Consider the following 26,071-nt stretch of genomic DNA (forward strand, 5'->3'; position numbering starts at 1 on the left):
CTTCGCCGCAGGCAGGCTGCCCGGGATGCTTCAGTGCAGGATTTTCAGGAACACACTTAAGAGCAGAGAACAATTACCCGTTGGCTGCTATACCGGGTGGACGTGATTTCACTGTCGGCGGGCAGTTTAAAAGACGAAGACATCATGCAGTGGCTGCTTGAACCAAATCAGCCGTTTATAAGGTATCACGCACTGGTAGATCTTCTTGACCGTAAACCGTCTGATTCCGAGGCTGCTGAAGCACTTGGAAATGTTCCGAAAAGGGGCTGGGCGAAAGATATACTTTCATGCCAGACATCTCCCGGCTTATGGGAATCCGGCAGGGATCTATATCGCCCGAAATACACATCCACAATTTGGAGGTTCATTGTTCTATCCGACATGGGTGTGTCGGCTGAAGACAACAGAGTGAGGAAAACCTGTGAACTGTTCCTAAGGGATTATTCGCGCCCGGATGGTGGACTCGACTCACCGGGACCTGGCAGTGAGGTTTGCGTTACAGGCAATCTTGCCAGGGCGCTAATTCAGTTCGGTTATGCAGAGGACCCGAGAGTCCGGTCAGCTGTGAGATGGCTGATCGAACATCAGATGGATGACGGAGGATGGCACTGTTTCCCCCGGATTGCGTTTGGCAGGGGAACACTTGACTGCTGGGAAGGCCTTAGCGCTTTCGCAGCCCTGCCTGAAAACAAATGGACTGCGGCCATAAAACGCTGCGTGGACAGGGGTGCAGAATTTTATCTCGAACATGAGCTGTTCAAACAGGGCAGGAACTACCTGCCCTGGCTAAGGTTTCACTATCCTGTACACTATTACTATGATATTCTGATAGGCCTCGACCTGATGACGAAATTCGGCTATTCTGATGACAGGAGACTCCGGCCCGCATTCGATATTTTGCGCAGGAAGAGGAGACCTGAGGGATTCTGGCTGATGGATGCAAATCATCCGGATCTGGGAAGAGGCGCTGGCTATCGCATGAAAAAGAGCAATGTGAAGCCGTTCATACTCGAAATGGCTGGTGCTCCCAGCAAACTGATTACCCTCAGGGCGCTCGGCATCCTCAAGCGTGCAGAAGAAACCTGAGGGGAAGACCTGCCTCGTCCGGCAGCGTGAATAGCGCCTTCCTCATCCGCCGACCAGTACCGCCCGTGAATGATCTGTGTTGAATGTCCGCTGCTGCAACGGTCCTGGCCAATTTGCGGGACATCATTTGCCGGCAGATAAAACAAATATTGCATTCGGCACAATGGAAACCTCGGCAGGTGCATTGCCGACAGTTTCGCCGTCCATTTCCATTGGAATAGATTCGCCGGAAATGCGCACATTTTCCGCAGAAAAGCTTCGCACCTTTGGATCTTCGAGATAGCTGCCGTCGCGCAGTTTCGAAAATTTCCTCATAAGGCTTATGCGTGAAATTGCATCAATCGCATGAACATCCAGCCTGCCGTCAGAGATCGACGAATTTTTTGATGCGAGCATTCCTCCGCCGAAGTACTTCCCGTTCGCAACGACGATTTCAGTGAAAGGGCCGGCGGTCGAAAGGCCGTCATGTTCCAGCTCTACGGCATAGCTGCGCAGGTTCAGCATCTCCCTCATGACTGCGGCGTTGAACACATTTCTGCCGTGACCCTTTCTGCCCGCGTTCACCCTGGCCATCACCTTTGCTCCGAAGCCAAGTTCGAGTATATTCACAAAGTATCTGCTCCTGCCGCCCCATGCAACCCTGCCCAGATCGGCTCTGGAACGACTGCCTTCCTTCATAAGTTCAACAGCCTGATCTGCCGAACGGATACCGGTGGTTCTTGCAAAGTCCGAGCCTGTTCCTGCCGAAATCGCTACAAGGACTGTCTGCCTGTTCGCCAGCGACTGCACAGCTTCATTGATGGTTCCGTCGCCGCCGACACACAGAAGATAGTCAAATTCCTCTTCCACCGCACGACGCGCCAACGCCGCCGCGTGCATTGGGCCGGAAGTGAATTCGAATGAAAAATTCAGCCCGCCGAGGCTCTTCATTGTCCTTGGCCAGATTTCAGACGCCAGGCCGCCTCCTGCCTGCGGATTTATCAGCGCGAATACCTTCATTTCAGCACGCTTCCAAAGTGCTTTTCCAGGGCGGCTTCAATTTTGCCCTTCTCCGATTCTCCGAGATCTTCGGAATAGATGGAAAGACCGAATCTCCTTCGCGCAATATCCTCGAAGGTCATCGCACACTCGTACATGATGGAATAATCATAGGGATTGTCCCCAATCCCCTGCCTGACGTAGTCGACGACTGGCAGCCCCTTTGTCCTGATCTTGATGCCCGAGGCGCGTGCCAGCACCGATGCAACCTTTCTCGAGGCACTCCTGTAGTCCGTTAGCTTGCCGCCAAACACAGATATGAATTTGCCATGAACACTCACGGAAAATTCGCGTGAAACACTGCCGGCGCTCCTTCCCCGTCCGAACAGCGGTCTGATGCCGGCATAGCTTGTAAGTATGCTTTCATGCGTTACAGAAGGAAAAAGCCTTGCGGCACTCCGTATTATGTAGTCGGTGTGTTCCTCAGGTATGGAAAAATCGTCGGGTCTGTCGACAAATTCATCCGTTGTCCCAATGATTACCACCCTTCCCCTAGGTATAACAAACATCTGTCTCCTGTCCAGATGCGAACGGAAGACAACCGCATCCTGCACCGGAACGACATTCCTGGCAACTACAATGTGGACGCCTTTGCTCAGACGGAATTCGCCGCCCTCCGTTATGCCGCACATTTCAGCGACCTTCATTGCCCAGGGACCGGCGCAATTGACAACGGCATCCGCCTCAATGGCGATTTCCCCGCCCGTGAACCTGTCCGCGAGTCGCGCAGTGAAACCCCGGCTGTTCTTGGAAACAGCTTTCAGCTCTGTATAGTTGAGGCATCTGGCCCCGTTCTTCTGGGCAGAAGCAATATTGTGTATGACGAGAGATGCGTCGTCGGCCACCCCGTCCCAGTACGAGAAATACCCGCTGACTTTGTCAGGATATTTTCCGTTGTTTCTGTTCCATCTTGGTATACCTGGATGGCTACCCAGAATTCCATACAGTAACAGGCCTGCGCGGATAGAAGCCCGCCCCCATGAATAATCGTCCACAATTATGTCGAAATTCAGTTTCTTGACAAGATCCGTTTTGCGAAGCAGGTAATTTCGTTCCCTGAGCAGTTCCCTGACTAGCATGAATTTGCCCTGGGAAATGTACCTCAGACCGCCATGGATGAGCTTGGAGGAGCCGGAACTGGTTCCGGATGCAAAATCTCCCTTTTCCACCAGCACGGGCTGCAGGCCGTTCTGCGCAAGTATGTTTGCAACGCCCGCACCGACTATGCCGCCACCGACAATCAGCACCCTCACCCTGGTTCCGGCAATTTCACCCAGCTGAAGTTTTCTGGTCCTGTAGGAAAATTCATTCACTGTGCTCACCGGCCGGCAGAAAGAACCGGGTCCGCCAGGGTGCCGGCCAGTCTCTTCTTTCCTTCGTCCAGATAACCCGAAAGGAAGGAGCCAAGGCCATGGTGATGTGTTATCGAGCCGCCGTTTTCCATGAAACACCTGATGAGACCGTTTCGCACCGCCAGAAGATCCTCTTCCTCGTTTCCCGACTTCATAATGATGGTGAAATACAGGCATCCGCCCGTTGTGTAGATATGTGAAAGATGACACATCATGGCACCGCGAAATCCCCTTTCACCGATTGCGTCTGAAAACCATTCCGATGCTGCGGCGTAAATGACAGGAATATCTTCCCAGCAGGCGGAGGTTTCAAGCGTATCGGTGACAATGCCCCTTTTCCACAGTTCGTTTGCTATGTACGGCCGCACGTAGCGTTCCCTGTACCACATGCGGGATGGGACAGGGCCTACCCATACAGAATCCGCAGGCCTTTCCTCAAGCGGCCTGTTGGAGACCATGACGAGCAAGGCGCCATTTTCAGCCCTTCTCATCTTGAGGTACCGCATGAGCAGTGATTTCCCGAGACTGCCGGAAGAACCGGCAAATCCGAACTTCGTCTCTAGTTCATCGGAGAGTCTGGCGACGGCTGGTATGGTCTTCATCTTTGAGAGTGATTCTACGCCTTCCCGGAATGTTCTGAAAACATATGCTGCAAAATGCCTGCGTTCTGGAAGAGGGAATACCTTCATTGAAACTTCAGTGATGACGCCGAACCTCCCCTCGCTCCCGGCTGCTATGTCCTTTGCCATAACACCGGCGGATTCTCTCGGCGATATCCTGTCCTGATATACGCCGTCGGATCTGTGAAGTTTGACTGAAAGCAACAGATTCTCAATATCCCCGTATTCATTGGATTCCTGTCCGGACGATTTTGTCGCAACCCAGCCACCAACGGTTGAAAAATCAAGTGATTCCGGGAAATGGCCTGCTGTAAATCCATGCCTGTTCAATTCATGCTCGATTTCAGCTCCTGTCAGACCTGCACCAAGAACAGCATAATTCCGCCTGAGTTCCATTTTCTTCATCCTGCCGGTATCAAGTGAAAGGACGTATCCTTCGCCTCCGAAACGGAGTCCTCCGGTGACGGAAGTACCGCCGCCGTAAATGACAATGCCAATGCCGTTTCTTCTTGCGGCTTCAAGCAGCCTGCCTGCATTCCCGCTATCTGGAAAGACAACCGCGTCCACGATTTTAGGGATCTTACCGTTTTTCAGTCCTAGCAGCTCTATGGATGATTTCCCCACCGAATGCATCAGCCGCACTTCGGCGGAATAGCTCACTTCAATGCCCGGCATCTCCGTTTCCAACAGTTTCTTCAGCCTGGGATCAGGCGGCTTATCATTGACGTCTGTCATTCCGTCCCAAACTGCTGTATTCCACGATGTGCCGGTGAGTTCCTCCAACATTCTGGCGGCATCCGCGGCCACCCGATATCCCCTGCCGCCGCCGTAGAGGACGTTTACTCTGCCCATCGCCCGTGTATTGGTATTCCAGCTTATAATACCGGCATTGTATCAGCGCTGCGCTTGCTTCTCACCATGCCGCCTCAGCCGGCAAGTTTCCTTTCGGCATCCCTTACGCAGGGAAAAACCATTGTGTGCTCCTTCTGGAAATGGTTTCTGAGAAATTCGGACAGCCCGGCGGAGAGTTCGGCGACATTTGCATTCGCTGCATCAATGGACTTTTTCAGTTCCTTTATGAGGCGGTCGATGTCCGCATGCTCCTGAAAGACCTCAATGGATTCCCACGCTCCTTCACGCCCGAATGCCCTGATAAGCTCTCTGAGCAGCGTCGCTTCCTCGTCAAGCATGTGCTGGATAAGCGTTTCGTCCATTCCCCTTATCAAGTCCATTGCCTTTTCCGTCTCACCGGATTCCAGCAGCACGCCCAGTTCGACAAGTGTGGAGCGAATCCTCTCGTGCTCTGTTTCGAGGAGAGCGATTAGCTCATTCATGTCAAGATCCCTTGGCCTCATACAGCCGAATAATGAAGACTGAACTATTATTAATTTGACACAGCAGCCGGCAAGTGATACAGAAGTGATTCCTGAAAAGGAGGGCAAACATTATGGTGAGTTCAGAGTAATGGTGGAACATGCGTATCATCATCTACACCGGCAAAGGCGGTGTCGGCAAAACATCGGTGTCGGTCGCGACGGCAATGAAATGTGCGGAGAGGGGCCTCAGAACAATAATCATAAGCACTGATTCGGCTCACAGCCTCTCCGACAGCGTTGATTTCCAGATCGGACCTGCAATCAAGAAAATATCTCAAAATCTTGATGGTCTGGAGATAGACATACTCAGGGAACTTGAGGAGAACTGGAACGATATCAGAAAATATATTTTTTCGTTCTTTTCGTCGCAGGGAATGGATGAAATATCGGCAAAGGAAATGGCCATATTTCCGGGAATGGAATTCATTGCCGCACTTTTCTATCTCGGGCGTTTTTACGCCAATGATGAATATGATGTTGTCATAGTCGACACCGCCCCCACAGCCGATACGCTCAGGCTGCTCAGCTTTCCTGATGTTGCCGACTGGTACTTCCAGCATTTCTACGGGCTGATGAAGAATTTCATACGGCTGGCAAGAGTAACGGTAGGCAAAGTCGTATCGATACCTCTCCCCCCAGAACAGGTGATGCAGGAATTCGAAAGGTTCAACTTGAGAATCAAGAACGTGAGGCAGATACTCACGAATCCTGAGATAACATCGGTGCGGCTCGTCACCAATCCTGAAAAGATGGTTATAAGCGAGACAATGAGGGCTTACACCTACCTTTCGCTCTACAATCTCACAGTGGAAGCACTCATAGTGAATAGGGTTTACAAAAAAAATACGTCTGAAAGCAATTCGATCAAGCTGAAGGAACAGGAGAACTACATCGATGTCATCGAGAGTGCTTTCCAGCCTATGAAGATTTTCTACTCCAGGCTGTTCCCGCATGAGGTTGTCGGAAAGGAGGCGGTGAAGAAGCTTGGCGACGAGCTGTTCGGCGACACCGATCCGTCCATCACCTATGCAAAGGAAAATCCGATGAAAATCATATCAAGGAAGGGAAACACAAGCATTCAGCTCAGGGTTCCATTTGCAAATGCAAGCGAGCTAGAGTTATATACGACGAGAGACACTATCATAGTTGGTGTCGGCCAGTATCGGCGCACAATTGCGCTTCCGCTCGGATTGTACGGAAGAGAGATTGCATCTGCCGAGATATCCGGCGGCACACTGACGGTAAAATTCAGGGAGGATGAAGATGGAGGAAGAAAAAAAGAGCGAAGTTTACGAAGAAAAGGCAAAGGAAATGATTGAACATTTCTATAATGCAGGCAAGGGCTCCATAGCCGCTTTCAGGGCAATGGTTCCATCTGTTCCACCAGGCTCAAAGGCAATAAAGGAATTCAAGAGAGCGCAAAGGGAAATGCTGCTCGCAGCCAGATCGTTCATTGACGGGCAGATTGCATTCATAGACAGCCTGGAATTTGATTTTTCCAAATCCAGGGGAAAGAGGAGTCTCAGAAAAGTCGACGTCAAAGAGAAGAAGTGAATCAGGTTCCGGACGTCTGGTACAGACACCGGATCATCCGGACGGGCCAGGAACACTTGGCCAGTACATCCTGCATGTGTTTTTTCTCCCTGCCAGTTGTGAACATCGCATCTTCAGAGGCTGAGCAGGTAATAGGCATTAAATGCAATGATGACAAGCGCCGCAGCTACCGCCAGGACGACGGTATACTTTCTGTTCACGAATTCACCCATTTTACTCTTCTGCGAGGTGTATATTATCAGCGGTATCATTGGCAGGGGTATCATGACGCTCAGTATCACCTGGCTGTAGAAGAGTATGAAGAACGGATTCAGGCCGATGAGTATTGCAATCGTGGTCGGAATGACGTTCACAAATCTTGTGACCAGCCTTCTTTTCCATGGATTGATCTTCCGGCCAAGCATTCCCTCCATTACTGACTGGCCTGCAAGCGTTCCAAGTGTGGAGGCGGAAATGCCGGAGGACAGAAGGGCAGCGACGAAAACGTATCCTGCCACCTTGCCAAAGAGCGGAACCAGGGTGAAATAAGCGTTGTTTATTGTCTGCACGTCGTTGAGTCCGCGGGCGTGGAAACCTCCTGCAGCCATTATGAGCATGGCCGCATTGACGAGTGATGCTGCCCCGAGAAATATGATGGTGTCCTTTCTGTGGTAACTGAGTGTGGCTCTCTTTGTCTCGATGTCGTTGCTCTTCAGTTTCTGCCTGACAAGATCTGAATGATAGAAGAGCACGTGCGGCATTATTGTTGCGCCGATGATGGACACTATAAGGACAATGTATGCCTGGTGAACAGAAGGCACTACTGAGTAGTAGACTGCCGAGTGCAGATCCGGTTTAACGAGAAAGAGCTCGTAGACATAGCTTACCCCGATCATGCCGACAAAAAGGAAAAATGCCTTTTCCAGTTTCCTGAAACCTTTTTGCGAAAGGTAAATCATCAGGAAAACGTCGAAAACAGCGATATAGGTCGCTTCGAGATACGGAACGCCAAAGAGAAGATTCAGCGCCAGCACGGTTCCCAGAAATTCGGCGAGATCAACTGCCGCGGCCGCAGCCTCGGCTCCCAGCCAGTACGGGAGTATGTATTTCCTCTTTTTCAGGGATGCGGAAATCAGTTCAGGCAGGGAGTTACCCGTAGCGAGACCCAGCTTGCCGGAAAGATACTGGAGCAGCATGGCCATCATTCCGGCAAGCCAGACAGCCCAGAGAAGTACATACCCCGTGGTCGCACCGGACTCTATATCGCTTGCAAAATTACCAGGATCGATATAGGCAATGCTGACAATAAGCGCAGGCCCCATGTAGGCTATGAGCTTCAGGATCTCCTTCCGGCTGTATTTGCCGGCGGCTGCATTCTTCGCATCGAACATTTTCCGACCGCTATCTTCCGAGCTGCTTGCTTTCCGCTGTTTTCATCAAGCGCCTATGCGGTGCGTGCCTCTATGCTGTCCCGCAGCCACTCCACAAGGAAATCCTTCATCGGCGGGCCAAGATCGATTCTCAGCTTTTCCAGCGCCTTCACACCTTTGCTGGTCGTTCTGTAATACTTGTGTATCCTGCCGTGTTCTATCCTCGGCTCCTCAGTGAGAAGACCGTCGCTCATCAGCTTGTGGAGCACGGGATAGAGCTTTCCGGGACTGAGGACATGCTGGTGCATCTTTTCGGCATCCAGCAGATCCATCCCTGAAATCTGAGACTTGGAACATTTCCAGAGCACATAGGGCCTGAACAGCCCTCTCTCAAGGTACTTTGTCATTTCTTCCATTTCAATCATCCTGGTAATATCTATTACAGATAACTGATATTGATATCTGTTACTGATATTTATTACATTCCGCCCGGATGCATTCCCCCAGTCTGCAGGGGCTGTGAGCCGGGATGCGACATAAATTACACTCACTATCGCACAGGGATAAGTGTCATTGCCGTCACCATAAGCACTGTTTTCCGATGGTTGTGTTCAGCATTTCAGATGAAGCCGAAACAGGAACAGAAGACTTGCGGTCGAACATGTTAGAGTGTGGTCTGCTGATGAGTTGAAGCAGAGGAGGAAATAGCCCCGGCTGTTCGATGCCGGGAATAAATCTGCGTATGGCGCAGACAATTATGCCGATGCCATGGAATTTGCAAAAATTCATATTCTGTCTTTATGTCCTTAGTCTGAGTCTGCAAAAAAACTGTCCGGGCGAAAAAATCGTGCAGGCCAGCGATGGGCGATTATGGAAAAACGCAACTTTGTGCTGTCGAGCGTGCTTATCGGGACGCTGATGTCGGCCATAGACACAACGATCGTCATACTCGCCCTGCCGACGATCACGGACGAACTTCATTCGACACTTTTCCTTTCAATTTGGATTATAATCATCTACCTTCTTGTTGTTGCTGTATTTACAACACAGCTGGGAAGACTCGGGGATCTTTTCGGAAGAAAGAATATATTCAATTTCGGCTTCGTGGTATTCATCACCGGTTCTGCGTTATGCGGTTTTGCGACGGACATGGACATGCTGATAGCGTCCCGTGGGCTCCAGGCGTTCGGGGCATCGCTGATGCAGTCAAACAGCAATGCAATTGTTGCCGATAATTTTGGAGCGCACGAAAGGGGGAGGGCATTTGGGTACACGACAATGGGATGGAACGTCGGAGGCACACTGGGAATAGTGCTGGGGGGCTTCATAACCACATTCATCGGCTGGCGGTATATTTTCTTCATAAATGTGCCCATAGGGCTTGCAGGACTTGCACTCGGTATGAAATACATCAGGGATACTGAACGCAAATCCACAGGACTGGACATCGGCGGAATGGCACTTCTCGGCATCCTGCTCGTCCTGATCACATACGGTGCAACAGATATTGCAGGCTCGGGCCTGGATTTATTCAATCTTTCACTGATCGTGGTTGGCCTCCTGATGCTCATACCTTTCATAATCATGGAGAGGAGAGCGAAAAGTCCGATAATGAACCTCCAGGCATTCAGGGTCAGGATCCTTTCGTATTCGCTGATAGCCTCCTTCACACAGGCACTGGGCTACCTGTCGGTTGTATTCCTCCTGATAATGTACCTGCAGGGAATCCGGGGTTACAGTCCACTGAAGGCTTCACTCATTCTCGTTCCGGGTTATGTGATAGCAAGTCTGCTGGCGCCGGGAATGGGCCGCTTTTCTGACAGGTTCGGGCCGCATATTGTTGCAAGCGCCGGCATTGTGATGATGGCTGTGGCTGTCATAGTCTACACAACGCTCACAGCTGCAACCGACGTTTTCCTTGTGATTATACCGGCTTCACTGGTTTCCGGTGTCGGAGGGGCGATGTTCTGGCCGGCTAACAACAGCGCAGTAATGTCAAGTTCGCCAAAGAACATCTACGGTTCCGTATCAGGTCTTCTCAGAACACTGTCAAGCATAGGAACGCTTTTCAGTTACGTTCTTTCAATTTCGATAGCCTCGGTAAGCGTTCCCAGGTATATTGCGTTCGAGGTTTTCCTTGGGACCGGCACACTGAGAGGTGGCATTTCTGGAACGTTCCTCCAGGGAATTCATACTGCATTCTTCGCAAGCTTTGCGCTCCTGATCCTTGCCGGAATTTTCTCGTACTTCAGGGGAACGCATGGAAGTGTAAAGGCTGTCCCAGCGACACAGCCGGCTGTTGACGGAGGCAACAAATGAGCGCCTGGGAAGACGCCGTATCATCAGAAGGGTTTTGAGCGTTCCGCGACAGCCGCACGTCATGCATCGGAGCATACACATCGTACTGGAGAAGTTGTTGCGGCGCTACAAGGCATCTGACATAAACACCGAAACGGCGCTGCCCTGACATCAACCTGTCCTGCCCATTCTGCCGATGCCTGAAGCGGGGAGAAAATTCAACGAATTGAGAAAAAGTTTCGCAGCGCCGAACGGTCAGAACATGCTTTTCAGCGATTCCACGCCCTCTCTCCACTCCTTCCTGAAGGTATCTACATCCCGGATGGAATTCACACCGCTTTCAGTGATTGTATACAGAAACTTTGGCCTGTCACCCTGCGCAATTGATTTTCTCTGTATAAGGTGCATTCTCTCGAGATCCGCCAGAACAGGATAGATGGCTCCAGGCCCGGGCTTCCAGAAACCGTTTGTCCGCCGTTCAATTTCCTGCATCAGTTCATAGCCGTGCATTGGTGTTTCATGCAGGATCATCAGTATAAGCGGCTTCAGGAGACCGGTCGGAATCAAGTTGACTCTGAACGGGCCGCAGCTGCAACAGCATCCTTGCTTCATACTGTTCACAGGATTAGTCCTTCAACATATTTTACTGTCTGCACAAACAGGATATACGGTATGGTGACGGATGGCACGACGGCGCGATACCCGCCGGCACCAGCGGAACATCCTGCGCTAAACCGACTTCGTGTCCGTACCTTTGACGGATTTGATTTGTTTCTCGAGTTCCAGCAGCTCGCTTTCCAGCTCCTGCTTGTACTGTTCAAGTTCCGCAACGACGTCCTTTCCGGTTCTCCAATGAGTCCGTTCCATTGAATGCGACTCGCCGCATCCACAACCACATCCACAACCGCATTCACAGTTATTTCTCTCGTAATGACTATGCATTTGCCTCACATTATCACGGAGACAGGAATATCTTTGCTATGATATATAGTTTACGATATATCGTAAGTACATATGGCATGGTTAACATCATTCCTGCAGACTGATGAACCTGATGCAATAGTAATGCATTCATGAGGTGTGGAACAATGGGTTAAAGCGGCAACATTTCCCCTATGGCGGCTTACCGGCAATCACGCCGGAAGGAGAAACGTAACCTGGGCGAAAACGACTTGAAGAGATTTAGAGAAATTTGTGTTCTCGGAGGAGTTCGACATCCTTCCTGACTGCATTCGCACTTTCATTCAGTGCAGCCGATTCCTCAGCGGAAATCTGCAATTCAATTATTTTCTCCACGCCTTTGCTTCCGAGAATCACAGGCACACCCGTGAAGATGTCCCTTATACCGTATTCTCCGTTCAGGTAGGCTGAACAGGGAAGTATCTTCTTCTCATTGAGGGCCACAGATCGAACCATTTCGTAAATTGAGGACGCAGGGGCATAGAATGCGCTTCCTGTCTTGAGAAGATTGACTATTTCGTCGCCGCCCATCCTTGTCCTCCTGACAATTTCATCGATCTTTGCCCTGGGCATAAGGCCGGTCAGCGGAACCCCGCCAACACTTGTGTTGCTGACGACCGGAACCATCGAAGGACCGTGACCTCCAAGCACAAAGGCAACCACCTGGGACGGATACACGCCCAGTTCCATCGACACAAACGTGCGGAATCTCGATGTGTCAAGGACGCCTGCCATACCGACCACTCTGTCAGGCCTGAAACCCGTTTTCCTGAAGAGCAGATATGTCATTATATCCATAGGGTTGGTTACAACTATGACAAATGCCCTCGGGGAATATTTTTTAATGCTCTCGCCTACGGAGGAGAGTATCGAAGCATTCTTGTCAAGCAGATCGGATCGCGTCATACCCGGCTTTCTGGCAAGGCCCGCGGTTACCACAATTATGTCGGAATCAGATATTGCCGAATAGTCGTTGCTGCCGGAAATCTTTGTATTGAAGCCCTCCACGGGGGCAGACTCCATCATATCAAGAGCCCTCCCCTGAGGAAGGCCGTCCACAACATCGACAAAAACAAGTTCGTCCGCGATATCATGCTCGGCGATTTTCTGTCCAGCGGTGGCGCCGACATTTCCGGCCCCTATCATTGAAATTTTGCTTACTCCGGACAATTTTTCACTTCCGTTCCTTTGAATAACGTTCTATTCTACATATATATTCGGTTCCCCGGGAGAAGAAGAGCGGTGCTTTGAACGTCCGGAGGCGGCAGCAGACTTTAGACCCTGAAAGCATATTGCCCGGCTTGCGAAAATAGACAGGCTGAAGAGTTTGTAAGAATTTGCTCTGCCTGCGCTGAAGCATTGCGCTGAAAGCATTTAAGCCACCTTTATTTACTATCCAGTTCGAGGATGTGTTATGTCGGAAGCATTCGATCTTATCGTTGTCGGGGCCGGACCGGCAGGAAGCACAGCGGCGTATCAGGCGGCGAAATCCGGATTCAAGGTGCTGCTTCTCGAAAGGGGGAAGTTGCCGGGTCAGAAAAATGTGTTTGGAGGTCGCATATATGCACATATGCTTCGACGCATTTTCAAGGATTTTCCATCCGATGTGCCGTACGAGCGCTTTGTCGTTAATGAATCAGTAAATATCATGGACGATAACAGATGCGCCACACTGTCGTTTTCAGATCATCACGGAGCGCCTGAAACGGCAGACAGCTTCGTGGCCAGACGGAGCAGATTCGACAAATGGCTATCGGACAAGGCTGAAGAAGCGGGCGCAATTGTTGTGCCCGGCACAAGGGTCGATGAACTCCTGATGGAGGATCGCAAGGTTAAGGGGATCATGGCCGCAGGTGACAGGATAGAGGGCAGGTGCGTCATCGACGCGGAGGGTGTCACAGCGACACTGTCGAGGCTGGCCGGGACAAGAAGTGATATCACGCCAGACCAGTTTAAAATCGGTGTCAAGGAAACGGTGGAGATCGGGAAGGATGCAATTGAATCGAGATTCGGCCTTGGGGAAAATGAGGGGTTTGCAGGCGTTTATGTCGGATTTCCAAGCAGATACATGCCTGCCGGCGGAGCGTTCATATATACCAACAGGGAAAGCCTTTCAATCGGAATTGTGGTCGAGCCGAAGGGACTTGCCGGGAGTAAACTTGAGGTTCAGCAGCTTGCGGAGTCGTTCAGGCTCCACCCGCACATCAGAAGAATGATCGGCGGAGGGAAGGTGATAGAGTATTCTGCACACATGATACCCAATTCCGTTCCGATGGAAACAGGCAATCTTTCCGGCGACGGCTTCATGGTCACCGGCGATGCTGCCGGTTTCTTCATAAACAACGGTTACACGTACCGGGGAGTGGATCTTGCAATCGCATCAGGATACTGCGCTGCAAACACGTTCATCGAGGCATCGAAAGAGGGGAAATTTGACGCTTCCGCACTTTCAGGTTACAGAAAAAGGCTGGAGGAAATCGGCCTGATGTCTGAGATTGAAAGGTTTAGTGGAAACGACAGGATTCTGCACAATGAAAGAATATTTTCCGACTATCCGCCACTGGTCCTGAATTTGTTATCCGAGATGTTCTCAGTGAAGGGATTCGGTAAAGAAAAGCTCTCTACTGTTTCGAAACGTGCCATGTCCGGAAATATTTCGAGACTGAGACTCCTCCGGGATATTTACAGCATCTACAGGCTTATGTGAAAAGAGGGCAGTGCGCTATTTCATCCTGCCTGCTGCATTGGATTGCCCAGCTTCCCGAGATTACATAAGCCGGCAGAATTCATCGGATCAGCTGACACTCATCATTACCTTTCCCAGACGCCCATGCTCATCGAGTCTCCGTAGTGCTTTCGGCAAATCCCCGAAACTGAAAGAGGAATCGACAGCGCCCCGCAGTTTGCCACGTCCCATCAGGGAGATCACAGCATCCATGTCTGACCTGTTTGCGCTCGTTGAACCGATTAGCTCAATCTGCATCGAATAGAGGCGGAGTATGCTCAATTCCGCCTTTGGTCCGGTGAGAATGCCGCATGTAGCATATCGGCCCATAGGCGAAAGAGAGTTCATGCTGGACGAAAGCGTAGCTGAGCCCAGCGGATCGATGACTACATCAACACCCCTGTTTCCCGTGAGCTGCATGACTGCCTTCTGGACATCCTCTCTGTTCCTGTCAACAGCGTAATCCGCACCGATGCGCGAAACAAATTCAGCCTGGTTGTCATTGCCTACCGCAGCAATGACTTCACAGCCTTGCATTTTCAGTAACTGTATGGCAAATGTGCCCACACCCCCTGTCGCACCCATAACGAGGGCGCGCTCCGCCAGCTCCGGCCTGCATCTTTCGACTATATGCCATGCGGTTGTCCCGTCGACTGGAAGTGTTGCAGCCTGTTCGAATGAGACATCGTCAGGGATCTTTACGGCGTTGACTGCCGGAACTGTTGAAAATTCACTCCAGCCGCCATTTCGCTGAAGTCCGATGATATATGGCGCCGTGTCCATATGCTCGTTTGCCAGGCATGCACTCTCCATGCCGCGGAGACAGTAACTGCATTTACCGCAGTAAATCTTTGGGAATACCGCCACACGGTCACCTCTGGAAAGCCAAGTGACAGCGTTTCCTGTTTCGACGACCTCGCCTGCAAATTCCGCGCCTGGTATGTGAGGCTTCGATACCCATGGAAAACGACCTGTTATCACTGACCTGTCGATGGGGTTTATGCCGGCGGACGCCACTTTTATCCTTACCTCGTTTTCACCGGCAGCCTGATCAGCGGCAGCGCCGAGTTTAAGTCTGTCGTAATTTCCGAACTCGTCAAAAAACCATGCTCTCATATTTTCGCCGGCTCAGTTTACCGCATTTCACGATTTAACTTTTTGTTATGCGGTCAATATGCGGCGGAGCGCAACAACGATAATATACCAATTGCGAACTGGTTAATTCATATTCAGAGGGTTCCGATGCAGCAGACAGCGTCCGGGCAGAACGGAGAACATGATCCCGCCGAAAAGAGATCAAAATGGGAGAACGTGGAAAAGGACATAGAATCGATTCAGGAATATTACGACAGGGCGGCTTCAATCATCTCCTTCGGCCTGATGGACAGGTGGAGGAGGCAGGCCGCAAAGGAAACGGATGACGGAATGCGCGTTCTTGAAATCGGAAGCGGCCCTGGTTCTTTCTCCAGGCTGCTTCAGGGAAGCGAAATTGTTCTCCTTGAGCCGAACAGCAAAATGCTCAGGGACTCTGTCAGGGAACGGCTTCGCACTGATCATTATGTTCCAGTAATAGGTGTGGCCGAATACCTGCCGTTCGTGGAAGGCACTTTTGACAGGGTTATGTCTGGATTCTCATTCAAGAACCTGATCGACAGAGGAAAGGCGCTGGAGGATGTAAGGCGGGTGCTGAAAGGCGGAGGGAAGCTTGTAATCATCGACATCGCATCGCCCGACACGCGTCTCAGACGGGCCTTCATGGAATTCTACATGAAACATGTACTGTATCATCTTGCCTATCTTGCGGTTCCAAGAAAGGTGCGCAAGGAATGGGGCAGGAATCCATGGAAACACCTGAGCTTTGCGTACATGTCGCTCGGCGATCCGGTTGTGCTCTCAAGCGAACTGAAAAAATACGGATATGACGAAACGAGCTTCAGGTATCTTTCCACACGCGGTGTTGCCATCGTGATGGGGAAACGCCCGGAGGCGGGGAATAGCACGGGTTAATTTGTTAAACAGCATGATTTTAATTACATTGCCCTTATGATTTGCGGAATGGACAGAAACAAGGTAAATATCATACTCTTCAGGATAATATTTGAGCCTCACCTGCTGATATCGCTTCTTTACGCCGTACTCGGAACGCTGATAGCCTTCAGACAGGGAATATATTCCGCACCGCTATTCGTACTGACCGCAGTCGGCGCCGTCTGCTCTCAGATCGCAGCCAACACCTATGATGAATACTTCGACTACAGATTCGGCACAGACCTGCTCACAACTAAAACAGCCTACAGCGGAGGAGGACGGATAATCTTCGAAGGCGGGCTTAAGCCTGATGAGGCTTTCAGGATAGCAACTTCGGCTCTGATTCTTGCGTTTTTCATAGGCGTCTATCTGTCTGTGATAAGCGGATGGGAACTGATCCCGCTATTTTTCCTCGGGGGCTTCGCTGGCACGTTCTATTCAACCGTCTGGCAGAGGAGAGGGCTCGGCGAATTCATGCTCTGCGTCATCGGGCTCATAGTCATGGGCGCCTATTTCGTTCAGACACATTATTATTCTCTCAGCGCTGTCTACATCTCCATCCCCTCCGGTCTGCTAATCGCGAATCTTGTGATAATGAATGAAGTTCCGGATGCTGAAGCCGATGCGAAGACCGGGAGGAAGAACGTTACAACTACACTCGGCAGGGAGAACGCAGTAAGGGCATATGCGATCTTTGCGACGGTAATTTACGCAATGATCGTCGCCGGCGCACTCCTGCACATAGTGGCTGAATTGACGCTGATCTCACTCCTTTCCGCACCGCTTATCTACAGCGCATACTTCTACGGAAGACGCGGACTGGGACGGATGGACTACCTTGTCAGGGCACTGAGAAACAACATCATAGGGATGTATGTATTCATCATACTGCTTGTCGTTGCATACATCATATGACAAGGCATGCGGCAGTTAATTCAGTTCAGACGCATTACAGAGGAAGTCAATGACAAAACCGGGCGTGGTAATCAGGGGATTGCGCATCCCGATGTACTGGGCATCGGGCGGTCCCATACTGATTACAGCAGCGCTGGCGCTCTCCCGTGGCGAGATGAAATTCCCGGTGCTCTTCACGCTGGGTGCTGCTGCTCTTCTGATTTTCGAGGTGGGCGTCAACATAATGGCGGAAATAGCGGACAACGCCGAATCAGTCATGATAACACAGGAGGAGACGTGGATCCCGACCGGACCGTACCTGGTGAAATACGGCGGGAAAAGCGCTGAGCAGCTTACAGGATACGGCATATTCACGCTGCTCCTCGCGGGAATTATCGGCCTTTATATTGCGGCCTCCACGGGTTTCGTCGTAATAATACTCATAGGCATGTCCGGGCTGGCCATGACATTCATTTACGCATTCCCGCCGATGGAACTCGGGCTGAGGGGGTTTGGCGAGCCTGTTGCCTTTTTCTCTTTCGGTCCGCTGCCGATGCTTGCGCTGTACTTCATAGCGTCGGATCATATTAGTGCGCTGCCGATCATCTTCTCACTGCCTACCGCTTTCTGGGTAACTTCTATAAGATACGCACATCATCTTCCTGATGCCGGAATGAGGAGAGGTGCAAGGTATGCGGCTGCGCATGCTTTCAGGTTAAAACATGCCATGGCATTCATAACACTCTTCAGCATGCTTGCACTTGCTTCCGTCGCTTCGCTCGTAATTATTGCCGGCTACTCGATGCTCGTTCCGCTTGTGTTTTCACTGCTGCTCACAGCATATATTCTTCTCGTAGTGAGGAGGAACTGTTCGGATGCGACGTGTTTTTCCAGGCAGACAGCACATCTTCTCCTTCTCCAGTTTGCAGGAACGGTCCTCATCGCTGCGGCACTGCTGGCAGCGCACTGACATAAAGTTAAAAATCCTGCATCTGATCAATTCAGACGATGATCTCGGTAAGAACGATACCGTTTGGATACCAGGCGGAAAGCCATTACACGGATCCGGCCCTGGCTGACGACTGCTCTCTTTTGATCACAATAGGAGGTGACGATCTGAAGCGCGCCGATTCAGACGGCCTTGCAGAGATGCTGGCGTTCAGGGAGCATATGACAATACGCTCTCTCGTCGCAGGGGAGGATGTGGCCCTGCTAAGGACGACAAGGTCTGCCATAATGAGAATCGCTGATTCGAGAGATGTGGAGGAGGAGTCCGATATAATATCAAAGATCAGCAGTGCTGTCGAAAACTACATGTCCGGAGGCATAAGGACCATAAAATGCAAGAGCTTCACGATTGACTTTACAGGCACGAGAATCATGGGTGTGCTCAATGTAACCCCCGATTCATTCTCCGACGGAGGGAAATATTTCAACAAGGAGACTGCGGTGTCCAGGGCGGCACAGATGGAAGAGGAAGGGGCCGATATTGTAGACATAGGCGGAGAATCCACAAGACCCGGCGCCGCGCCTGTCACACCCAGTGAGGAACTGAACAGGATCATTCCAGTCATCAGGGAGGTGCACTCGAAGATTGACATACCGATTTCTGTTGACACATATCATCCAGAGGTTGCAAAGGCCGCTTTGCGGGCGGGCGCTTCAATTGTGAACGATGTAACCGGCCTGCGTTCGCCGCAGATGAGACGCCTTCTCGGCAGGGAGGACTGCCCGTTCGTTCTGATGCACATGAAGGGAAATCCGCAGACCATGCAGGCCGGACCGGTCTACGAAGACGTGGTATATGAGGTAATCAAGTTCATAGCAGGCAGCCTTCAGACTGCGGAGGACGATGGCGTGGACACATCGAAGGCAATAATAGACCCGGGCATCGGCTTCGGCAAGACTTACCAGCACAATCTCACGATATTGAACAGGCTGGACGAATTCCGCTCCCTAGGCCATCCTGTCCTTGTGGGAACCTCGAGGAAATCATTCATAGGGCACATCACTCAGGAGAGCGGCAAAAGAAGACTTGAGGGGAGCATCGCCTCTGCTGTCTGCTCCATGATAAAGGGGGCAGGAATGCTGAGGGTGCATGATGTTCTTGAGACATCCATGGCGATATCGGTTGCCAGAAGCATAGCCTCCGGAAGGATGCACGTGAGGCGCTGATGGCAGGATGCAGGGCGGACTGCCGCCGTCACACAAAAAATCTTCTGAATGAATCCCATCTGGCAGCATCGACGTATTTTTTTCTAACTCCTTCGGAAAGCGGAACTTCAACGATCTCTGTTCCCCTTACTGCGACCATTATTCCAAACCTTCCGCCTCTAGCGGCGTCAATTGCCCTGAGACCAAGGAGAGAAGTCATCACCCTGTCGTAGGCATCAGGCGGAGTGCCCCTGATGGTGTGGCCCAGCACGGTGGCCCTGGTCTCGAGACCTGTCTTCTCCTCAATCAGCCTTGCAAGATATGAAGCGTTGCTTTCCCCCTGTGCCTTTGCAATGAGCTCATGGCCGAATTCGTCCTTCTCCGAAACACCTCTCGATGCGAATTTCACTCCTTCTGCAACAACGATGGTGCTGCCTTTCCCCTTCCTGTGGCGCAGCACGACTGTCCGTGCGATTTCATCGATGTCTGCCTGAAATTCGGGGATTATTATGAAATTGGCGCCAGCGGCGATGCCGGCGTAGGAGGAAATCCAGCCCGCATCGCGCCCCATTACCTCCACAACCATCACCCTGTTATGCGATCTGCCTGTGGTTTTCAGGCTCTCTATCATACGCATTGCTTCATCTACCGCAGTGAAGAAACCAAACGAATAATCGGTTCCGGCGAGATCGTTGTCTATCGTTTTGGGGACGCCGATAACATTTTCTCCAGCCTTTGAAAGTTCCGAAGCCACTCCGAGCGTGTCGTCACCGCCCACGGCTATCAGTGCGTCAATTCCCAGCACCCCGATATTTCTCCGCACGGTTGCGATGCCATCCTTTCTCTTCGCCGGATTTGTCCGTGAGGTCCCGAGGACTGTTCCTCCCGTGCCGCCAAGATCCTCGAAATCGCCATAACTTATTTCCGAGGCATCCGGCTCAAGGAGCCCTGCCCATCCGTTCCTTATCCCCACGACAGCTATACCGAACTCTTCCGCGCCTCTCAGAACGCCCCTGGTCACCGAATTCAGGCCGGCGCAGTCTCCGCCGCCGTTAAGAATACCGACCTTCAAGCCATCACGCCGTTTTCAGCTGGTGCCCGGCCTTGCCCTCTATGACCAGCGAGTTCAGCTTTCCGGAAAGGCCCAGCGGATCATCGCTCTGCCATACGTTGCGCCCGACCGCGAGGCCGGCGGCGCCGGCAGCAACGCAGTCGGCAGCCTGCTGGAGAAAGTCGGCCTCATCCTTTGTCTTCTTGCCGCCCGCCATATAAACAGGTATCTTCCCGGCGGACTTCACGGCCCATGAGAAGGTCTTCCTGTCGCCCGTGTACTTGATCTTGGCCGCATCCGCCCCGAGTTCAAGCGCTGTCCTGGCGGAATAGGCCACAAGTTCAGGCGACGTGTCATTTTTCACGTATTCCCCGCGCGGATATATCCACAGGACTGCCGCCAGTCCGATGCTGTGCGCCTCTTCCTCTATTCTCCCGAACTCGGCCATCATTTCGCCTTCGAATCTGCTGCCTATGTATATCGTATAACCGATGGCCGAAGCACCGAGTTTACCTGCATAATCCACCGAACAGTTCTGTCTCGCAACCGGGTCCCCACCATAGACTGCCGTTTTGCCGTTTACCTTCAGCAGGAGCGGCACATCTATCAGCTCATGATAATTCTCCGCAATTCCCTTCTGGCATACAAATGCATCGAACCCCCCCCTGTTTGCTATATCTATGACATATGCAGGATCGACATTCTTTTCGTTGAAATCTGTCGGACCGTGTTCAAGTCCCTGATCGTATGCAAGTATAAGCGAGTGTCCGTTCCTCATAAATCTGCTCATTCTTCCCAATGTAACCTCTCCTTTGTCTTCCTGTTAAAGATTGGATTACCTGTTATAATAGGTTTCTTCTACTGCAGGTATTGCCCAGGCGATACCAGGAACTGACGCAGGACACTCCCGGCGCGGCCGGAGCCAATAAGATTTATAAAGCACCGACAGGTTTGTCAAAAATATGGATGACGGGGAATTGGCCCGGAAATTAAAACTCGCGGGCTCCGTTGTAATGATGATCGTGGGCATTTCATTCTACTATGGCTACGCTGTAACCTACGGGGAGTGGAACATACTCCAGAAGGGGAATGAGGGTGTCTACTCGATCTTCCTTTTCTTCTTCGGCCTTGGTTTCCTGGGTTTTCTGCTTTTCAGAAAGAAACCTGTGCGCAGTTGATCTATCCGTGCTATGCCGCTCCGGCTACATCGTCCTGGCAACAATGGCTACAGTGTCCGAATCTCTGCCGCATATGACGCACTTGCCGTGGGCCGCTTCTTCCCCTACTGGCGTACCCAGAAGACTTGCACCGCTTCTCTCTTCTATCTTCCTGCCGCAACCTTCCTCTCCGCACCAGTGCATCCTGTTGTAGCCGTCCCGGATATTTTCCGGGGAATCCACTTCGAATTCCATCCTTGAAACTTCATCCTTCGCCTTTTCCAGTATGGACAGAGAAATGTCTGCTAACACGGAGGAAAGTTTTCTGCCCAGGACGGGGATCGAAATTTTGAATTTTTCTCCTGTATCCCTTCTGACGGCAGTGACGCAATTTTCCTCCAGTTCCCTGCGGCCCACCTCGAGCCTGAGCGGTACCCCCTTCCTTTCCCAGTAATAATACTTGTTTCCAGGCCGTATATCCCTGTCATCGATCTCGACCCTGTAACCGAGCCGCCTGATCTTTGAGTATACCTTCCTTGCCCCGGCAGTGATAGATTCGGCCTCCCCCTTCACCGGCACAGGCACTACAAGTATCTGGACAGGCGCAATCGAGGGCGGCATAACGAGCCCGGCGTCATCACCATGTATTGCGACGACGGCACCGAGCATTCTTTCACTCATGCCATAGGTTGTCTGGTGCACGGGCTCCCTGCTTCCGTCCGCCTCTTCAAAATATATGCCGTATGGAACGGAGAAGTTTGTCCTGTACTGATGAATGGACGCAATCTGAAGTGCCCTGCCGTCAGGGAGCATGGTATCTATTCCGTACGTGTAGAATGCGCCAGGAAACTTGTCCCACTCCGTTCTCCTTATTATCCTGAAAGGGAGACAGAGCTCATCGGCTATACACTTCATTATTTCCAGATCTTCCCTTATCTGTTCCTCCGCTTCCTCAAACGTCGCATGGCAGGTATGCCCTTCGATAAACTGTATTTCCCTGACCCTGATGAACGCGCGCGTCTGTTTTGTCTCATACCTGAATGTATTGACTATCTGGTAAACCCGCAGCGGCAGATCGGCGTGCGAGCGGATCCATACCGAAAAAATGGGATACATCGCAGTTTCGCTTGTCGGTCTGAGCAGCAGCCTGATGTCGAGGTCGTTGTCGCCTGCCCTGGTTACCCAGAAAACCTGAGCGTCGAAACCCTTGATGTGCTCCTTTTCCTTCTCAAACTGATCCTCAGGAATCAGAAGAGGAAAATAAACCTCCTGATGCCCGCGTGAATCGAATTCCCTTCGAACGACCGAGTTGATGGCGAGCATCGTTTTCCAGCCGTAGGCGGGCCAGACATTCATTCCCTTGACAGGGTATCGCTTGTCTGTAAGACCGCTTTCCTCGACAACCTCGTTGTACCACTCGCCGAAATTCTCAGATTTCTTCAACATATTACGTCTTCCGTAGGAACCGTTGCCTTATTCACAGATTTAGAACGCATACATAATCATGCCGAGAGCAGAAATGCCTATAATTTCACCTCAAAAAGGTGTTCCGATATGAGCGGTGCGACAGAAACCTTTGAAGCATCGGTTTCTATGGTGTCGGTAGAAATCACATCCCTGGCATGCTTCATAAGGGTCGGAAGGGCATTGTTGGTGAACTGACCGTGAGTGCAGCCTACGTAGATTCCTGCTGCGCCGAGTTCGACAAGTCTTCTGATTGCAGCGAGCATTGAGCTTCCGGTGGCAATGATATCGTCGACAATCAGAACGGATTTTCCTGCCACATCCACCTTCTTCGGATATAGCCTGACGTTGTTGGAGTCGATCCTCTCCTTCAGGAAATAGTCATATTCGCAATCCAGTTTTTTTGCCGCGATCTTTGCATATTCGACAGCCCTGCTTCCACCGTCCGGAGAGATTACAGTGTCTATATCCATCTTCCTGTAATATCCGGCAATCAACGGGGACGCGACGAAATTCCTTACCTTTGTCTTCTTGAAATAACGCGAAACACCTTCCGCGTGAAGGTCGACGGTCATTATTTCATCAAACCTTCCGTCAAGTACGCCGGCCACAACCTCAGCACTTATCGATTCGCCGTCCTTGAACAGTTTGTCCTGCCTCTGGTACCCGTAATACGGTATGAGCAGCCTGACCGAATTTGGGTTTGAGCGCATCACGGCGTCGTGCAGCAGTAGCGTCTCGATTATACCGGAATCGGGGTATGTCGCGGAAACAATCACGACATCCTTTCTGTTCACGTTCGTAATGACCCTGACGTATTTCTCGCCGTCAGGAAAATTTCTCAGCTCGGTGGATGCGATATCACTGTCAGTTTCGGCAGCAAGATGCTCTGTCAGCAGTCTGTTGCTGGTGCCTCCGACTATTATCACGCTGGAGTTGTAATTTCTTTTCTCTCTTATTACTATCGGTTTTCATCGACTTGAACAGGCAGATCATGCGCAGAGCGGCCGATGTCAGGTTTTCCGGCTGCCCGTTTCACTTTCCCTGAGCTTCTTTTCGAGTGAATACCAGTCTATTATCCGCTGGATGATCTTTCTCGTTCCGTCAAGATCGAAACTGTCGTAACTCATTTTCGAAAGTCTGACTATCCGTATATGACCAAGACCTCTGGATTCCAGCTGTATTTTAAGCTCCCTTTCATCAAACTTCTGATCGAATCCCAGAGCAATGATGTCCGGTTTCTGCTCTTCTACTGTCTTAAAAATATCATCTTCATGGCCTAGCACCGCAAAATCGACCGGCTTGAGCGCCTTGACAAGCTCGACGCGCATCTTGCCGGGTGTTATCGGCTCATGCTTCATTTTCCTGACCGTGCTGTCAGTCGCGACAACGACAAGAAGTTCATCTCCGAGTTTTCTTGCCTCTTCCAGGTAGTGGACATGACCGAGATGTATCAAATCGAAGACGCCGGATGCCATTACCCTCACATGTTTCTTTTCAGCCAAAACGGGCACCATCAGACTGACGGTTACAATTACTCATATAATAGACTTGATGGTTCCGCCGGGAGCCCGTTGCCTGAAAGGTTGACAGCCGCGGCATTATTTCATGGACAGGGTATCGCTGCAGGGAACCCGGTTTTGGTCTCCCGCATGCATACATAGCGTCTCTTCGGCCGTCTAGCAGCGGTAAAATATGCGTAATTCACTTCACTCCGCATGAACAGTACTGACATTGACTCGGAGGAGACATTCAGGTCAATTGACAGATCCGGCATGATCAAATCAATCATTTCGCTTCCTTTTCAGCTGGAGAAAGGCTGGGAGATAGGAATCGGCAAGCCTGGAATTTCATCATTGTCCAATCCAAGATCGTTCGTAATTTCCGGAATGGGCGGATCGGCAATAGGAGGGGACATTTTCAGAGACATTGCAGGGCAGCTCACAGATTTTGATGTGATTACCAACAGAAACTACTCGCTTCCAAGGAACGTCGGGAGAGAGGCACTGCACATCGCGATCAGTTATTCCGGCAATACGGAGGAAACAGTATCGTCGCTGAAGGATGCAATCGGGCGCAAAATTCCAACCGTTTCCATTTCTTCGGGTGGCGAGGTCGAGCGCATTTCAGCCGAAAACGGAATTATGCATTACAAAATTCCGGGAGGACAGCAGCCCCGGGCTGCTGTAGGCTTTATGCTGTCCTGCATTATTGCCATCGCCGACAGGCTTTCCGTTTATGATTTCAGGCCGCTGATGATGGATGCCATTCAGAGCGTCAGGGAGCGGATTGCGGCCATGTCTCCCGAAGTCCCGTCGGAAAAAAACGAGGCAAAGACACTCGCCAAATGGCTCTCCGGATTCACGCCCCTGGTGGTCACGACACCGGGAGTTTACTCGATTGGTGAAAGAATGAAGACACAGTTCAACGAGAATTCGAAGAAGTTTGCCTGGCTTATGGTTCTGCCAGAACTGAACCACAACGACTGGATTCCTCTTTTCGAGGATCCCACTGTGTCGAATTACAGGATGGTGCTCCTGACAGAAGCGGACATGAATCCGATGATGAGGAGGAGGATAGGAGTCGTTACTGATTTGCTAAGGAGGAGAATAGAGATGAAGACATTTACCTGCAGCGGAAAAAATCTTATTGCGGGTTATCTCGGCACAATGGCTGTCGGAGATATGGCAAGCTACTACCTTTCAGTGCTGGAGGGCAGGGATCCGTCTCCCGTTGCGCCTATCGAAGAACTGAAGCGTGAGATCGCGTCCAGACCGCTTTAAGGTGATGATACAGGAAAACAGTCTGCCATCTGTTTTAAACCGGGCATACATATCGCATTTCTCATGCAGGACACAGGCGACGACCTATGGCGGACATAAAGGGTTAGGCAATGAGTGCCGCAGATACATCAGCTTCTGAAACATGACCGACCTTCCATTCTTGCAGGAGCAGTGTCAGCCGT

The 26,071-nt window shown here is 51.2% G+C and carries 26 protein-coding genes; 11 read left to right on the plus strand and 15 right to left on the minus strand.

Going from position 1 to position 26,071, the window contains the following annotated elements; genetic code table 11:
• Nucleotides 1–102 precede the first annotated feature (102 nt).
• Nucleotides 103–1,086: a terpene cyclase/mutase family protein gene (locus KIS29_07085; protein MBX8640082.1), complete on the plus strand. Its 984-nt coding sequence runs from the start codon at nt 103–105 to the stop codon at nt 1,084–1,086.
• A 123-nt stretch (nt 1,087–1,209) separates the two neighbouring features.
• On the opposite strand, the gene KIS29_07090 is transcribed toward KIS29_07085, so the two are convergent.
• The 4 genes from KIS29_07090 to KIS29_07105 form a co-directional block, all read right to left on the minus strand.
• Nucleotides 1,210–2,085 carry a diacylglycerol kinase family lipid kinase gene (locus KIS29_07090; GenBank protein ID MBX8640083.1) on the minus strand — a complete coding sequence of 292 codons (876 nt, stop codon included), beginning with the start codon at nt 2,083–2,085 and terminating at the stop codon, nt 1,210–1,212.
• Entirely contained in the window at nt 2,082–3,437 is a 1,356-nt protein-coding gene (locus KIS29_07095; GenBank protein ID MBX8640084.1) for a glycerol-3-phosphate dehydrogenase/oxidase, read from the minus strand. Before KIS29_07095 ends, KIS29_07090 begins: the two co-directional genes overlap by 4 nt.
• Nucleotides 3,438–3,442: 5 nt before the next feature.
• Entirely contained in the window at nt 3,443–4,948 is a 1,506-nt protein-coding gene (locus tag KIS29_07100) for an FAD-binding oxidoreductase (protein MBX8640085.1), read from the minus strand.
• Between the two features lie 74 nt (nt 4,949–5,022).
• On the minus strand, nt 5,023–5,451 hold the full coding sequence (locus tag KIS29_07105) for a hemerythrin domain-containing protein (GenBank protein ID MBX8640086.1): 429 nt from the start codon (nt 5,449–5,451) through the stop codon (nt 5,023–5,025).
• Nucleotides 5,452–5,570: 119 nt separating this feature from the next.
• On the opposite strand from KIS29_07105, the gene KIS29_07110 reads away from it, so the two are divergent.
• Together KIS29_07110 and KIS29_07115 are read left to right on the plus strand one after the other, a co-directional pair.
• The gene (locus KIS29_07110; protein MBX8640087.1) at nt 5,571–6,791 is read left to right on the plus strand and encodes an ArsA family ATPase; all 1,221 of its coding nucleotides are present in this window, start codon (nt 5,571–5,573) and stop codon (nt 6,789–6,791) included.
• Nucleotides 6,736–7,026, plus strand: a complete 291-nt coding sequence (locus tag KIS29_07115) for a hypothetical protein (protein ID MBX8640088.1) — start codon at nt 6,736–6,738, stop codon at nt 7,024–7,026. Before KIS29_07110 ends, KIS29_07115 begins: the two co-directional genes overlap by 56 nt.
• 113 nt (nt 7,027–7,139) lie before the next feature.
• Here the strand turns inward: KIS29_07115 and KIS29_07120 are convergent, their stop codons facing one another.
• Together KIS29_07120 and KIS29_07125 are read right to left on the minus strand one after the other, a co-directional pair.
• Nucleotides 7,140–8,396 (minus strand): Nramp family divalent metal transporter, encoded by a 1,257-nt coding sequence (locus KIS29_07120; GenBank protein MBX8640089.1) that lies wholly within the window; start codon nt 8,394–8,396, stop codon nt 7,140–7,142.
• A gap of 53 nt (nt 8,397–8,449) precedes the next feature.
• Nucleotides 8,450–8,800: a PadR family transcriptional regulator gene (locus KIS29_07125; GenBank protein ID MBX8640090.1), complete on the minus strand. Its 351-nt coding sequence runs from the start codon at nt 8,798–8,800 to the stop codon at nt 8,450–8,452.
• Nucleotides 8,801–9,245: 445 nt separating this feature from the next.
• On the opposite strand from KIS29_07125, the gene KIS29_07130 reads away from it, so the two are divergent.
• Entirely contained in the window at nt 9,246–10,694 is a 1,449-nt protein-coding gene (locus KIS29_07130) for an MFS transporter (GenBank protein MBX8640091.1), read from the plus strand.
• 234 nt (nt 10,695–10,928) lie between these two features.
• Here KIS29_07130 and KIS29_07135 read toward each other — a convergent pair whose 3' ends face one another.
• The 3 genes from KIS29_07135 to mdh all read right to left on the minus strand — a co-directional run bounded on the left by KIS29_07135 (nt 10,929) and on the right by mdh (nt 12,779).
• A complete protein-coding gene (locus KIS29_07135) occupies nt 10,929–11,240 on the minus strand; it encodes a PadR family transcriptional regulator (protein ID MBX8640092.1) in 312 nt (103 codons plus the stop codon).
• Between the two features lie 162 nt (nt 11,241–11,402).
• Nucleotides 11,403–11,540: a hypothetical protein gene (locus KIS29_07140; GenBank protein MBX8640093.1), complete on the minus strand. Its 138-nt coding sequence runs from the start codon at nt 11,538–11,540 to the stop codon at nt 11,403–11,405.
• A 315-nt stretch (nt 11,541–11,855) separates the two neighbouring features.
• Nucleotides 11,856–12,779 (minus strand): malate dehydrogenase, encoded by a 924-nt coding sequence (gene mdh, locus KIS29_07145; protein MBX8640094.1) that lies wholly within the window; start codon nt 12,777–12,779, stop codon nt 11,856–11,858.
• Nucleotides 12,780–13,047: 268 nt separating this feature from the next.
• On the opposite strand from mdh, the gene KIS29_07150 reads away from it, so the two are divergent.
• Complete coding sequence (locus KIS29_07150; protein MBX8640095.1) at nt 13,048–14,340, plus strand: FAD-dependent oxidoreductase; 1,293 nt, start codon at nt 13,048–13,050, stop codon at nt 14,338–14,340.
• Nucleotides 14,341–14,427: 87 nt separating this feature from the next.
• Here KIS29_07150 and KIS29_07155 read toward each other — a convergent pair whose 3' ends face one another.
• On the minus strand, nt 14,428–15,474 hold the full coding sequence (locus KIS29_07155) for a zinc-binding dehydrogenase (GenBank protein MBX8640096.1): 1,047 nt from the start codon (nt 15,472–15,474) through the stop codon (nt 14,428–14,430).
• A gap of 126 nt (nt 15,475–15,600) precedes the next feature.
• On the opposite strand from KIS29_07155, the gene KIS29_07160 reads away from it, so the two are divergent.
• From KIS29_07160 to folP, 4 genes are all read left to right on the plus strand, one after another.
• The gene (locus KIS29_07160) at nt 15,601–16,365 is read left to right on the plus strand and encodes a class I SAM-dependent methyltransferase (GenBank protein ID MBX8640097.1); all 765 of its coding nucleotides are present in this window, start codon (nt 15,601–15,603) and stop codon (nt 16,363–16,365) included.
• A gap of 48 nt (nt 16,366–16,413) precedes the next feature.
• Nucleotides 16,414–17,301 (plus strand): prenyltransferase, encoded by an 888-nt coding sequence (locus KIS29_07165; protein ID MBX8640098.1) that lies wholly within the window; start codon nt 16,414–16,416, stop codon nt 17,299–17,301.
• Nucleotides 17,302–17,350: 49 nt separating this feature from the next.
• The gene (locus KIS29_07170; GenBank protein MBX8640099.1) at nt 17,351–18,250 is read left to right on the plus strand and encodes a prenyltransferase; all 900 of its coding nucleotides are present in this window, start codon (nt 17,351–17,353) and stop codon (nt 18,248–18,250) included.
• 344 nt (nt 18,251–18,594) lie between these two features.
• Entirely contained in the window at nt 18,595–19,455 is an 861-nt protein-coding gene (folP, locus tag KIS29_07175) for a dihydropteroate synthase (protein ID MBX8640100.1), read from the plus strand.
• A 28-nt stretch (nt 19,456–19,483) separates the two neighbouring features.
• Here the strand turns inward: folP and KIS29_07180 are convergent, their stop codons facing one another.
• The gene (locus tag KIS29_07180) at nt 19,484–20,506 is read right to left on the minus strand and encodes an ATP-dependent 6-phosphofructokinase (GenBank protein MBX8640101.1); all 1,023 of its coding nucleotides are present in this window, start codon (nt 20,504–20,506) and stop codon (nt 19,484–19,486) included.
• Between the two features lie 4 nt (nt 20,507–20,510).
• Nucleotides 20,511–21,275, minus strand: coding sequence for an aldolase (locus KIS29_07185; GenBank protein ID MBX8640102.1), 765 nt, complete (start codon nt 21,273–21,275; stop codon nt 20,511–20,513).
• Between the two features lie 172 nt (nt 21,276–21,447).
• Between KIS29_07185 and KIS29_07190 the strand changes: the two genes are divergently transcribed.
• Complete coding sequence (locus KIS29_07190) at nt 21,448–21,663, plus strand: hypothetical protein (GenBank protein ID MBX8640103.1); 216 nt, start codon at nt 21,448–21,450, stop codon at nt 21,661–21,663.
• A 24-nt stretch (nt 21,664–21,687) separates the two neighbouring features.
• On the opposite strand, the gene proS is transcribed toward KIS29_07190, so the two are convergent.
• The 3 genes from proS to KIS29_07205 all read right to left on the minus strand — a co-directional run bounded on the left by proS (nt 21,688) and on the right by KIS29_07205 (nt 24,584).
• Nucleotides 21,688–23,088, minus strand: a complete 1,401-nt coding sequence (gene proS / locus KIS29_07195; GenBank protein MBX8640104.1) for a proline--tRNA ligase — start codon at nt 23,086–23,088, stop codon at nt 21,688–21,690.
• A gap of 77 nt (nt 23,089–23,165) precedes the next feature.
• On the minus strand, nt 23,166–24,035 hold the full coding sequence (gene prs / locus KIS29_07200; GenBank protein ID MBX8640105.1) for a ribose-phosphate diphosphokinase: 870 nt from the start codon (nt 24,033–24,035) through the stop codon (nt 23,166–23,168).
• 84 nt (nt 24,036–24,119) lie between these two features.
• Complete coding sequence (locus KIS29_07205) at nt 24,120–24,584, minus strand: FAD synthase (GenBank protein MBX8640106.1); 465 nt, start codon at nt 24,582–24,584, stop codon at nt 24,120–24,122.
• A 240-nt stretch (nt 24,585–24,824) separates the two neighbouring features.
• Between KIS29_07205 and KIS29_07210 the strand changes: the two genes are divergently transcribed.
• Nucleotides 24,825–25,889 carry a bifunctional phosphoglucose/phosphomannose isomerase gene (locus KIS29_07210; GenBank protein ID MBX8640107.1) on the plus strand — a complete coding sequence of 355 codons (1,065 nt, stop codon included), beginning with the start codon at nt 24,825–24,827 and terminating at the stop codon, nt 25,887–25,889.
• Nucleotides 25,890–26,071: the final 182 nt, after the last annotated feature.

It is taken from the genome of Candidatus Sysuiplasma jiujiangense (assembly GCA_019721075.1).
GTDB classification, from domain to species: Archaea; Thermoplasmatota; Thermoplasmata; order Sysuiplasmatales; family Sysuiplasmataceae; genus Sysuiplasma; species Sysuiplasma jiujiangense.